This is a genomic window from Catelliglobosispora koreensis DSM 44566 (genome assembly GCF_000379685.1).
Lineage (GTDB): Bacteria > Actinomycetota > Actinomycetes > Mycobacteriales > Micromonosporaceae > Catelliglobosispora > Catelliglobosispora koreensis.
The window spans coordinates 303,638-315,368 of the sequence record NZ_KB903272.1; the positions used below are offsets into that span (position 1 = coordinate 303,638).

Annotated in this window: 11 protein-coding genes; 6 read left to right on the top strand and 5 right to left on the bottom strand. The window is 64.8% G+C overall.

The features are described from left to right. Nucleotides 1-30: 30 nt before the first annotated feature. The gene (locus A3E1_RS41805) at nucleotides 31-2,514 is read left to right on the top strand and encodes a glycoside hydrolase family 9 protein (protein ID WP_040391601.1); all 2,484 of its coding nucleotides are present in this window, start codon (nucleotides 31-33) and stop codon (nucleotides 2,512-2,514) included. Between the two features lie 103 nt (nucleotides 2,515-2,617). Here the strand turns inward: A3E1_RS41805 and A3E1_RS41810 are convergent, their stop codons facing one another. After that, nucleotides 2,618-3,139 (bottom strand): hypothetical protein, encoded by a 522-nt coding sequence (locus A3E1_RS41810; RefSeq protein WP_051105149.1) that lies wholly within the window; start codon nucleotides 3,137-3,139, stop codon nucleotides 2,618-2,620. 82 nt (nucleotides 3,140-3,221) lie between these two features. On the opposite strand from A3E1_RS41810, the gene A3E1_RS0124115 reads away from it, so the two are divergent. After that, nucleotides 3,222-4,319 carry a D-alanine--D-alanine ligase family protein gene (locus A3E1_RS0124115; protein WP_020523354.1) on the top strand — a complete coding sequence of 366 codons (1,098 nt, stop codon included), beginning with the start codon at nucleotides 3,222-3,224 and terminating at the stop codon, nucleotides 4,317-4,319. Between the two features lie 5 nt (nucleotides 4,320-4,324). On the opposite strand, the gene A3E1_RS41815 is transcribed toward A3E1_RS0124115, so the two are convergent. Together A3E1_RS41815 and A3E1_RS0124125 are read right to left on the bottom strand one after the other, a co-directional pair. Next, the gene (locus tag A3E1_RS41815) at nucleotides 4,325-4,867 is read right to left on the bottom strand and encodes a DUF3515 domain-containing protein (protein ID WP_020523355.1); all 543 of its coding nucleotides are present in this window, start codon (nucleotides 4,865-4,867) and stop codon (nucleotides 4,325-4,327) included. Further along, nucleotides 4,864-5,097: an Lrp/AsnC family transcriptional regulator gene (locus A3E1_RS0124125; RefSeq protein WP_020523356.1), complete on the bottom strand. Its 234-nt coding sequence runs from the start codon at nucleotides 5,095-5,097 to the stop codon at nucleotides 4,864-4,866. Before A3E1_RS0124125 ends, A3E1_RS41815 begins: the two co-directional genes overlap by 4 nt. 35 nt (nucleotides 5,098-5,132) lie before the next feature. Between A3E1_RS0124125 and A3E1_RS0124130 the strand changes: the two genes are divergently transcribed. After that, entirely contained in the window at nucleotides 5,133-6,092 is a 960-nt protein-coding gene (locus tag A3E1_RS0124130) for a thiamine-phosphate kinase (RefSeq protein WP_020523357.1), read from the top strand. A gap of 24 nt (nucleotides 6,093-6,116) precedes the next feature. After that, nucleotides 6,117-6,578, top strand: coding sequence for a GNAT family N-acetyltransferase (locus A3E1_RS0124135; RefSeq protein WP_020523358.1), 462 nt, complete (start codon nucleotides 6,117-6,119; stop codon nucleotides 6,576-6,578). A 42-nt stretch (nucleotides 6,579-6,620) separates the two neighbouring features. Here the strand turns inward: A3E1_RS0124135 and rpmB are convergent, their stop codons facing one another. Next, nucleotides 6,621-6,809, bottom strand: coding sequence for a 50S ribosomal protein L28 (gene rpmB, locus A3E1_RS0124140; RefSeq protein WP_020523359.1), 189 nt, complete (start codon nucleotides 6,807-6,809; stop codon nucleotides 6,621-6,623). 120 nt (nucleotides 6,810-6,929) lie between these two features. Between rpmB and A3E1_RS0124145 the strand changes: the two genes are divergently transcribed. After that, complete coding sequence (locus A3E1_RS0124145) at nucleotides 6,930-8,450, top strand: DAK2 domain-containing protein (protein WP_026208780.1); 1,521 nt, start codon at nucleotides 6,930-6,932, stop codon at nucleotides 8,448-8,450. Nucleotides 8,451-8,453: 3 nt separating this feature from the next. Further along, the gene (recG, locus tag A3E1_RS0124150; protein ID WP_020523361.1) at nucleotides 8,454-10,571 is read left to right on the top strand and encodes an ATP-dependent DNA helicase RecG; all 2,118 of its coding nucleotides are present in this window, start codon (nucleotides 8,454-8,456) and stop codon (nucleotides 10,569-10,571) included. A 59-nt stretch (nucleotides 10,572-10,630) separates the two neighbouring features. On the opposite strand, the gene A3E1_RS0124155 is transcribed toward recG, so the two are convergent. Then, nucleotides 10,631-11,704, bottom strand: a complete 1,074-nt coding sequence (locus tag A3E1_RS0124155; RefSeq protein ID WP_020523362.1) for a hypothetical protein — start codon at nucleotides 11,702-11,704, stop codon at nucleotides 10,631-10,633. Between the last annotated feature and the right edge of the window lie 27 nt (nucleotides 11,705-11,731).

Here is an 11,731-nt window from a genome sequence, read left to right on the forward strand (position 1 = left end):
ATGGAAACGCTCCCGCAATAATGCCTGGCTATGGAAGCGCTCCCACGCTCACTTATGGCTGTCGTGCTCGCGGGCACCCTGCTGTCCGTCGTCGCCGGTGTCCCGGCCAGCGCCGACCCGGTTGAGCAAATCGTCAACGGGACATTCGATTCTGGTCATGCCCCCTGGTGGGGCACTGGCAACATCACTTTGGACTCAAGCGGCGGTCAGCTCTGCGCCGACATCCCCGGCGGGACGGTCAACCCGTGGGATGTCATCATCGGCCAGAACGACCTGTCCCTCGTCGCGGGCGAGTCCTACGCGTTCTCCATGGACCTCGGCCCTGGTGCCTTCGGCAAAGCGATGGTGCAGCTGCCGGTTGATCCGTGGACGCAATACGTCTCGTTGCCTTTCCCGGCTTCCGAAGGCGGCTTCACGTCGCCGGTTTCCTTGGACAACGCACAGGTCGTGTTCCAAATCGGCGGTCGTGCCGAGCCCTGGCGGTTCTGTGTCGACAACGTGTCGCTCCTAGGCGGTGCGGCGCCACCGGTTTACACGCCGGACACCGGTCCACGGGTGCGGGTGAACCAGGTGGGTTACCTGGCTTCAGGACCCAAAAAGGCAACGCTGGTAACGGATTCCACGTCTGCTCTGTCGTGGGAGCTTCGTTCCGGAGGTTCGGCTGTCGCTAGTGGGCAGACCGTTCCGCGCGGTGTTGACGCGACGTCGGGGCAGAACGTGCACAGCATCGACTTCTCTTCGGTTACGGCTGCTGGTTCTTATGTCTTGGTCGCCGACGGGGAGACTTCGCATCCCTTCAACGTGGACGGTGGGGTCTACAGCCAGCTGCGTGATGACGCCCTGAAGTTCTACTACACGCAACGCTCCGGGATCGAGATCCTGCCTTCGCTGCGCCCCGGCTATGGCCGTCCGGCCGGTCACGTTGGCGTGGCACCGAACCTCGGCGACATCTCCGTGCCTTGCCAGCCCGGAGTTTGCGACTACTCGCTAGACGTACGCGGTGGCTGGTACGACGCGGGTGACCACGGCAAGTACGTTGTCAACGGCGGCATCTCGGTATACCAGCTGATGAACGCCTTTGAGCGCAACCGGTTCGCCTTCCCCGATGGGCAACTGGCGTTGCCGGAAAGCGGAAACGGCGTCCCCGACATCCTCGACGAGGCACGCTGGGAAATGGAGTTCCTGCTGAGCATGCAGGTGCCTGCGGATAAACCGCTCGCTGGCATGGCACACCACAAGATGCACGACAACGCGTGGACCGGGCTTCCGCTCCTGCCGCACCTCGACCCGCGTCAGCGTGAACTGCACGCACCGTCCACGGCCGCGACTCTCAACCTCGCGGCGACCGCCGCCGTGGCAGCGCGGGTGTTCGCGCCTTACGATGCCGCGTTCGCGGCCGGCAACCTGAGTGTGGCTAAGTCGGCGTTCTCCGCCGCGCTTGCTCACCCGGCCTTGTATGCCCCCGGTTCGGACAACATTGGTGGCGGCGCCTACGACGACACCAACGTCACCGACGAGTTCTACTGGGCGGCAGCCGCTTTGTATGTGACCACGGGCTCGGCCGTGTATCGCGATCATGTGCTGAACTCACCGTTGCACACGGCGAACGTGTTCACGCCAAGCGGGTTTAGCTGGCAGGCAGTGGGCGCGCTGGGGCGGCTCGAGCTCGCTGGAACGCCAAACCCGTTGCAGGCCAGCGTCAAGGGATCGGTGGTGGCCGCGGCTCAGACGTATCTGCAGGCACAGGCCGCGCACGCTTACGAGCTGACGTACACAGCGCCGAACGGGTTGTTTGACTGGGGCTCCAACAGCTCTGTCCTCAACAACCTCGTGGTGATCGGGGCCGCGTATGACCTTACGGGGGATGCCGCCTTCCGCGACGGCGTACTGTCCGGAATGGACTATCTGCTAGGACGCAACGCGCTCAACATGTCCTACATCACCGGCTACGGCGAGCAGAACGCGCACAACCAGCACAGCCGGTGGTACGCGCATCAGCTCAACCCGGATCTGCCTAACCCACCCCGGGGCACGCTGTCGGGCGGGCCGAACTCGTCGATTCAGGATCCGATCGCACAGCAGAAGCTTCAGGGCTGTGTCGGGCAATTCTGCTTCATCGACGACATCGAGTCGTGGGCGACCAATGAGTTGACGATCAACTGGAACGCCCCGCTGGCATGGGTTTCGGCGTTCCTGGCGTCGGGTTCGTCGGCGTCACCGTGCCAGGCTTCCTACACGACGCTGTCGGCATGGCCGGACGGATTCCTTGCCTCCGTTACGGTTCGCAACACATCGCCGTCCACTTTGGAGGGCTGGACCGCGCGGTTCTCGTTCCTCAGTGGGCAGAAGGTGACTGCGGGCTACCTGGCGACGGTGACGCAGTCGGGTGCCATGGTCACGGCCACTCCTGAGTTCTGGAACAAAAAGCTGAAGCCAGGAGAGTCGGCGACGTTCTTGTTCCTCGGCAACCCGGGCAGTGGGCCAAATCCCGCTCCCCGCGTTACCTGTTCCTAGACCGCAATCTCCTCCTCACGGGGCGGCCGTCGCACCAGGACGGCCGCCCCACCTTTGTTTTGATCCACATCCCTGATGCTGATCCACATCCGTTGAGACGTGATCAAATGGCGGTTTGATCACGTCCCACGGGATGTGGATCACGAAACGACGGCGGGGCAGGGGTGAGTGAGGCGGCGTAGAGGCGGATGTGGCGGTGGACGATCCACAGTGGCAGGAGACCGAAGATCCCGAACGAGATGTCGATCAGCTGCCACCAGAACGGGATGCCGCGGATCGGGCCGGCGATGAAGGCGAGCGGGATGACCGCCACACAGCAGAGCATGGCCCAGTGGATGATCCAGATATTGCGGACCGGGTCACGAAAAGGCCCGATGAAGGCTAGGCCGATGACGATGTGGGCGAAGGCGAGCCAGTCGGTGCCGTAGAAGAGCAGGGGATCGGTGTTCTCCAGTGCTGTCAGAACCCGGTCGAACCAGGGTTCGGCGAACGACGGCATAGGCAGGCTGGAAGCCAGCCGCACCTCGGCGAGCAGCGGGAACGCGGTAATCCCACTGATCATCAAGGCGATCACGAAGAAGACGATCCAGATCCGGATCCGTACCAGGCGTTGCTGAGGGGTCACGGTCAGGGATGTTAGGCCGGTGTTGCCGTCAAACGCGACCTGGCCTGCACGGAATCTGCACAGCACACGGTAGGGTCGGGCCGTGAGTGAAAAGATCCGCGTTGCCCTGGTCTTCGGTGGGCGCAGCACTGAGCATGCGATCTCGTGTGTGAGTGCGGGAAGCATCCTTGGCGCTCTGGACCCAGCCGAATTCGAGGTCGTGCCGGTCGGCATCACCCGCGAGGGCAGCTGGGTGCTCACCAGTGGGGATCCGCGGCAACTCATGATCCAGGGACGGTCGCTACCGGAGATCACCTCCGGATCCGGGCAGGCAATGGTGCTTCCCGCCGACCCGACTCGCCAGGAGATCGTGATTCTTGACGCAGCCCAAGGCGTTTCGGCGCTGGCTGGCGTCGACGTCGTCTTCCCGGTGCTGCACGGCGCCTACGGCGAGGACGGCACGATTCAAGGGCTGCTCGAAATGGCTGGCATTCCCTATGTGGGGGCCAATGTGTTCGCGTCGGCCGCCGCCATGGACAAGGAGTTCACCAAGAAGCTCGCCGCCGCCGAGGGCATCCCGACCGGGCCTTATGCCGTGTTGCGTAACGGGCAGGAACTGTCCGAAGCAGACAAAGAGCGGCTCGGCCTGCCGGTGTTCGTGAAGCCCTCTCGTGCCGGTTCTTCCTATGGCATCAGCAAGGTCAAGGACTGGTCTGAGCTTGATGCGGCGGTGTCCAAGGCCCGCGCCATCGACCCGAAGGTGCTGGTCGAGGCCGCCGTCATCGGCCGCGAGATCGAATGCGGCGTGATCGAGGGCGAAGCCGGCGGTGTGCCGGAGGCGAGTGTGCTGGCCGAGGTGCGGGTGGTCGCAGACGGCCACGAGTTCTATGACTTCGAAGCGAAGTATCTGGGCGACGACTGCGAATACGACATCCCCGCCGGGCTGCCCGCGCACGTGACGGCCAAGGTGCAGGAGCTGGCCGTGCGGACGTTCACGGCACTGGATTGTGCTGGGCTGGCCCGCGTTGACTTCTTCGTCACACCCGAGCTTGACGTCTACCTCAACGAGATCAACACGATGCCCGGCTTTACGTCCACGTCGATGTTCCCGCGCATGTGGGCGGCCAGCGGGCTGGACTATCCGAAGCTGTTGTCACGGCTGATCAAGACCGCGCTGCGGCGTGGGCCGGGGCTGCACTAATCCGGCTAGCCCGGCTTACATCCGGTCGGGATCTTGTCCAGGGGCGGGATGGCCTGGCCCACGGCAGCTGAGAACACTCCCGCCAGCTGGGCGCTGCCGTCGCCGTCGAGATCCTCGGGCAGGCTGATCTTCACGGCGACCCGGCGATCCACGGTGGTCCAGTGCTTGCCGCCTTCATCGGCGTGCCAGCAGATCCCGTTGACGTTGTAAACCAAGTCCTGCGGCGGAAACGCGGGTGTCTGCCCGCCACAGGTCACCGTCAGCGGAGGCTCGCCATAGGCGGCGTTTTGCTCCGGCCCGTTGACCACTGGGCGCCGGTTCAGCCCGCGGACCGTCTCGGGGAGCTTGGCGACCACGGCAGCGCACAGCGGAGCTTCCTCCGGGGCGAGCGCGGCCGCGTCAACTTTGACCGGCTCGGTGGAGTTCGTCCGCTCGAACGGCTTGAGGATTTGGAACGCCACGAATCCGGCCACGAGCGCGACCGGAACGGCGATCGCCGTCGCGACCCAGCCCGCAGACGCCCCTGACCCCGCTTTGTCGTTGGTCACAGGTGAATGATGGGGCAGGTGAGCGTGCGGGTGATGTGGGGTATCTGCTGAATCTGCGAGAGCAGCAGCTTCCCTAGATCATCCACGCTGCGCGCCTGAACCTGGGCGACAACGTCATAAGGGCCGGTGACCGCGTCGACGCGGTCCACGCCTTCGATGGCCGCGATCGCGCCGGCCACGTCGACGGCCCTGCCGACCGCTGTTTGAATCAAGATGTAGGCGTGCACCACGCGCTGAAGATACCTCACAGAACCGGGGAGCTACTTTGAGCATCGCGCAGACCGGAGAGTTTGGGCTGATCTCCCGCGTAGTCGCCCGGCTGGGGAAACCGGGGGCGGCCGTCGTGCTGGGTCCCGGTGACGACGCCGCGATCGTGGTCGCACCCGATGGACGGGTGGTCGCGTCAACGGATGTGCTCGTGGAAGGCAGGCATTTTCGCCGGGACTGGGCCGACGCTTTTGACATCGGGCGGCGTGCGGCGGCCGCCAACATGGCCGACATCGCGGCGATGGGCGCCACGGCGACCTCGCTACTTGTGGCCCTCTGTGCCCCGCCCGACCTCGACATCGGCTGGGCTGAGCAGCTCGCTGAAGGACTGGCTGAAGAGTCAGCTCTCGTCGGGGCGAGTGTCGTGGGTGGAGACATGACAGCGAGCCCGGTGCTGACCATCGCGGTGACCGCGCTCGGTGACCTGCATGGGCTGGCGCCCGTGCTGCGCAGTGGGGCCCGTCCCGGAGACATTGTCGCGCTGGCCGGGCGAACCGGGTTTGCCGCCGCGGGCTACACCGTCCTATCACGAGGGTTCAGAACGCCAAAGGTACTGGTAGACGCCTACCGCCGCCCCGAAGTCCCGTATGCGCACGGTCCCGCGGCCGGCCGTGCGGGGGCAACGTCGATGATCGATGTGTCCGACGGACTGCTCGCCGATCTGGGCCACATCGCCAGAGCGAGCCACGTACGGATAGATCTGCTCAAGGAGACGTTTGAGGTGCCGGAACAAATGCGTGACGCGGCGCTCGCTTTGGGAGTCGATCCCTATCAGTGGCTGCTGGCGGGTGGCGATGATCACGCCCTGGCCGCGACTTTCCCGCCGGACAGTCTGCTGCCTGAGGGATGGCGCGTCATCGGATCGGTCCATGAGGGCACCGGCGAAGTGACCGTCAACGGCACGGCCTGGCCCGGAGCGCCAGGCTGGGATCACTTCAAGCCCGCGAGCGGGTCGTGAGTTTTTCTCAGTAGAGTCAGTCGGGTGGAGATCGTGATCAAGCCGACGCGTTATGGGGCGCCATCGGCTCAGAAGCTCATCGCTGAGCTCTTTGACGACTTGACCGCACGCTATGGGTCAGGCGACGCGACGCCGGTGGACCCGATGCAGTTCGACCCGCCCGACGGCGGATTCTTCGTCGCCTATCTCGCCGGGGAGCCGGTCGGCTGTGGGGCGTGGCGCTCACACAACGGCTCTGAGAAGGTCGCCGAGGTCAAGCGGGTCTACGTGGCTGAAAAGACACGGGGACAGGGGCTGGCACGGCGGATCATGGCGACTCTTGAAGAGGACGCGCGTGCTCATGGGCGTACCCGCATGATTTTGGAAACAGGCGCGCCCCAGCACGAAGCTGTCGCCCTCTATGAATCTCTGGGATACGAGCGAATCGAGCCGTTCGGGTTTTACAAGAACGAGCCCGACGTGCGCTGCTTCGGACGCGACCTATAAAAACGGCCCGCTCAAAGAGCGGGCCGTTTTTGAAAGCCTGAATCAGGCGCGCGCTACCTTGCCAGCCTTGAGGCATGACGTGCAGACGTTCACCTTTTTGGTGTTGCTGCCGTCAGGGGTGCGCACGGTCTGGATGTTGGGGTTCCAGCGACGGCGAGTGGCCTTCTTCGACCACGGCCGGTTGTTGCCGAAGCCCGGCTTCTTGTCGCAGATGTCACAAACAGCAGCCACTGCAATCTCCTGGGTTCGTCATGATCATGCTGCCAAATGAAGGCAACCTCGACAGGTTACCCGAAGATTCGCTGCCCTGCCCAATCGGGGTTCTCAGCTCAAACCATTAGGCTAAGCACCGTGCTGGAGTCGTTGGACGCAACCGCGGTGAGGCGTTGGTGCTCCCTGAGTGTGGATCTGTTGCGGCAGCATGAGCAGGAACTCAACGACCTTAACGTTTATCCCGTGCCCGATGGCGACACCGGGACGAATCTTCTGCTGACCCTGCAGGCCGCTGGCCATGCGCTAGATCACGCTCCCGACGCGACGACCGCCGCTGAGGCGCTGCGGACCATGGCCCGGGGAGCGCTGTTGGGCGCCAGGGGCAACTCCGGTGTCATCACCGCGCAGTGGCTCAATGGGCTCGCCCAGGGCGTGAGTGGCACGAGGGCGCTGCAAGAGGCGGCCAGTGCGGCTTATGAGGCGGTCGCGAATCCGGTCGAGGGAACGATCCTCAGCGTGGCCAAAGCGGCCGATGGAGTCACGATCAAGGAGGCGGCGGACGCGGCGGCCGAGGCGCTGGACTTGACGCCCACGCAACTTCCCGTGCTCGCGGCGGCGGGGGTCGTCGACGCCGGTGGCCGGGGACTGGTCCTGCTGCTAGACGCCATGGTCGAGGCCCTTACCGGCGAGCGTTCCCTGCACGAGGTCGACCCACCCACGCCGCTGGTTCTGCCCGCGGTTTCTAGTTATCGCGGTCCCGCGTTCGAGGTGCAGTTCCTGATCGAAAGCACCCAGGAGAAGATCGCCGAACTGCGCAAGGCGCTCGATCCGCTCGGGGATTCGCTCGTGATCGTTGGCGGTCAGCCCGCCTGGCGTGTGCACGTGCACGTTGATGACGCGGGTGCCGCGATTGAGGCCGCCCTCCTGGCAGGCCGCCCCTATCAGCTGCAGATCACGCATCTGACCAGTTCCAAAGCCGATCACGGGCCGCGGCGGCCCGACCCGGCGGCTCGTGCAGTGGTGGTGACCGCGGCCGGCAATGGCATCGCTTCGCTGCTGCAAGACGAAGGTGCCGTTACGGTCAAGGCCAATCCGTCCACATCGGAGATTCTCGACGCGATCCTGACGACCGGTGCTGGCAGGGTCGCCGTGCTGCCCACCGATACCAATCTGCGGGCTGTCGCGCAGGCCGCCGCCGATGAGGCGTTCGGTGAGGGCGTGAAGGTGCGCGTCATCCCCACCCGGTCACCCGTGCAAGCCCTTGCGGCCCTTGCGGTTCGCGACCCTTCTCGCCGGTTCGAAGATGACGTCATCGCGATGGCCGAGGCCGCCGCGGCGTGCCGCTCCGCCGAGGTCACCATCGCCAGCCGGGAAGCGTTAACTGTCGCAGGCAGGTGCTATCCAGGTGATGTGATCGCTTTGGTGGAAGGCGAAGTCAACGTCATTGGCAGCGACCTGACTAACGTCTGCACGGAACTCATCGACCGCATGCTCGCGACCGGCCGCAACGAGCTCGTCACCCTCATCACGGGAGCGGCAGCCGATCCTGGGCTGGTGCCCGCGATCGAGGCTCATATCGCGCAAAAGTGGCCGCTCGTGGAGGTGCACGCATACGACGGGGGCCAGGCGCACTATCCGTTGCTGGTGGGAGTGGAATAGCCGGTGGATACGCCACTGTCCAAACTGGTGGGTGCCAAGACGGCGAAGGCGCTGGCGACCAGCCTGGATCTGTATACGGCCGGAGACCTGCTCTATCACGTGCCCCGGCGTTACGAGAAGCGCGGTGAGCACACCAACATCCGCTTCCTGGAGACCGGCGATGACGTGACGGTCATGGCACAGGTCATGAACACCAACGTTCGCCGCAACCGGGGCAAGGTGACACACCTGCTTGAGGTGATCGTCGGCGATGGACTGGGCGGGCAGTTGACGCTAACCTACTTCAACCAGCCGTGGCGTGAGCGCGATCTCAAGCCTGGGCAGTGGGGTTTGTTCGCGGGCAAGGTGACCGAGTTTCGCGGCAAGCGCCAGCTCAACGGGCCGGAATACATCTTGCTCGATGGGGCTGACTGGGACGCGGAGATGGAGTCGTTCGCCGGTGCTCTGATCCCGGTCTATCCGAGTGCGGCCAAGCTGCCAACCTGGGTTATCGCGCGCTGTGTGCGGGTCGTTTTGGACACGGTGCAGATGCCGCCCGATCCGATGCCCGCGTTCATCCGGGCCGAGCGCAAGCTAACCGACCTCGGCACGGCGCTAACGGAAATTCACCGGCCGACTTCGGCGGCCATGCTGGAGATGGCCCGTCGCCGCCTGAAGTGGGATGAAGCCTTCGCCATCCAGCTGACCCTGGTGCGCCGCAAGCAAGAAGCCGCCTCCTGGCCGGCCAAGCCGCGCCCCCGCATGGACAACGGGTTGCTGGCTGAGTTCGACGCCTCGTTGCCCTTCACCCTGACCGGGGGTCAGGTGGCGGTGGGGGAGGAAATCAGCGCGGATCTGTCGTCGCCGCACCCGATGCACCGTTTGCTGCAAGGCGAGGTCGGCGCCGGAAAAACGCTGGTGGCGTTGAGAGCCATGCTCCAAGTGGTCGACGCCGGCGGTCAGGCGGCGCTCCTTGCGCCGACAGAAGTGCTTGCGGCCCAACACTTCCGGGGCATCATGAAGCTGCTGGGCGTGCAGAACCAGCATCGCATCACGCTCGTGACCGGATCGCTTGGCGCGGCAGCGAAACGCCGGGCGCTGGGCGAAATCGCCAATGGCTCGGCCGAACTCGTCATCGGCACCCACGCCTTGCTTTACGAAGGCGTTGACTTCGCCGACCTCGGCCTGATCGTCGTCGACGAACAGCACCGCTTTGGCGTTGAGCAGCGAGATGCCCTGCGTGCCAAGGCCGATCAGCCGCCGCACGTGCTCGTCATGACGGCGACCCCGATCCCGCGGACCGTCGCGATGACGGTCTATGGCGACCTGGAAGTCTCGACGTTGTCTCAGCTTCCGGGCGGCCGCTCGCCCATCGCGACACACGTGGTGCCTGCCGCGGAGAAGCCCGCGTTCCTCGACCGGGCGTGGCAGCGCGTGCGCGAAGAAGTCGCCAAGGGACACCAGGCTTACATCGTCTGCCCCCGCATCGGTTCCGAAGACGACGACGGCCCCGACGCCGATGAGAAACGCCCGCCGCTCGCCGTCACCGAAGTCGCGCCACTGCTCGCCAGCGGTCCGCTCAAAGGACTTCGGCTGGGCATCCTGCACGGAAAGCTGCCAGCCGAGGAAAAAGACGCTGTCATGCAAGCGTTCTCGGCCGCCAAACTCGATGTCATCGTGGCGACGACCGTCATCGAAGTTGGCGTCGACGTGCCCAACGCGACCGTCATGGTCATCCTCGACGCCGAGCGCTTTGGGATTTCCCAACTTCACCAGCTTCGCGGGCGGGTCGGCCGTGGGTCAGCGCCAGGTCTGTGTCTGCTAGTGACAGAAGCCCTTGAGGGTACGCCGTCGCGAGTGCGCCTAGACAACGTCGCCTCCACGTTGGACGGTTTCGCCCTGGCCGAACTCGACTTGGAGCAGCGTCGTGAAGGCGACGTCCTCGGGGCCGCCCAGTCGGGACGGCGTTCACACCTGCGGTTGCTGTCGCTGCTGCGCGACCGTGACGTGATCGGCGAGGCACGAGCGTCCGCTGAGGCGCTTCTCGTGGCTGATCCGGGGCTCACTGAGTACCCATTGCTGGAAGAATCCGTGGGCCGTTTCGTGAGCGAAGAACGCGCCGAGTACCTGCAAAAGGGCTGAAGAAGGCGGGCCCGTTTAAACGGACCCGCCTCTTCTCTATGGGGTGGTGCTATTACGGACTACGCAGCGAGCCGGCGTAGGCGGGCCAGGCGGCGACGGCCGAAGTAGACGGCGAAGAAGCCGAGGATGGCGACGCCGATGCCGGTGCCGATGTAGGTCACCGTGTTGGGACCCGTCACTGGCAGGCCAGCGCAGTCGGCGGGTTTTTCGTATTTCACTGTTTGCGTGCTGCCCCAGCCCGAGAAGGTCACCGTGGCTTCGCCGGTGTTGCCCGCGGCCAAATCGACCACTTTGGACTCACCGGGAGCGAGGTCAACCGTCTTGGTCTGCGTGCCATAGGTGATGGTGGCGGTGGTCTTGAGACCGTCCTGCGGGTTGGTCACGGTCACCTTGAACGTGGTGCAGTCGGAGTCACCTTCAGCCTTGGGCGTCGGGCAGTTCTCCGGCCGGGTCCAGCCGAGGCTGTAGTTGATTTTTCCGCCGTTGAGCTTGACCACGATGGTGGTCTTCGCCTTGTCGGCTGGAACGACGACGTCACCTTCGGCACCGGCGGCCAGCTTCTTGGTTTGGAACCACTCGCCGGCCTCGACAGAGAAGGTCTGCTCAAGACGACTGCCGTTGACAATGTGGACCTTTACGGTCCCATCACAGAGCGACACGAACGAGGCGGTGGGCAGAGAATCCTTGACGCACTTGCCATCGAGGCCGTTGTCCTTGTCGAGCGTGACGGTCTCAACGTCGGTGATGTCAGTGCTGGATCCGTTGGTGTTGAACCACCGTGCCTTGACCACCAGCGTGGCCGAGGTCGTGCCACCCGGCACTGTTTGCGTGCCCTTGAGGGTGGTCAGCGGGGCGATCGTGGTGCCCACCGCGAAAGTAGCGGCGGGAGCGACGGGCGTGATCGTGCCGTTGGGCGACACGGTCAGCGTCTCAATCTTGGCGGTGCGGCCTTGCCAGTTTCCTGGGTGCTCCACCGACCACGTGATTTTGAACGTCCCGTCTGCTTGGCAGACAGCCGAGCCGCTGGCGTTGGTGTGGTGGGCGTGAGCGGGGGTGGCGATCGCGACCGCGGCGAAAACGCCGACGGTCGCGCTGCCCGCAAGCGCGAGCAGGCGTTTGACAGAACGGTTCACACGCTCTCCCGGGGGGATGTGAAAGCT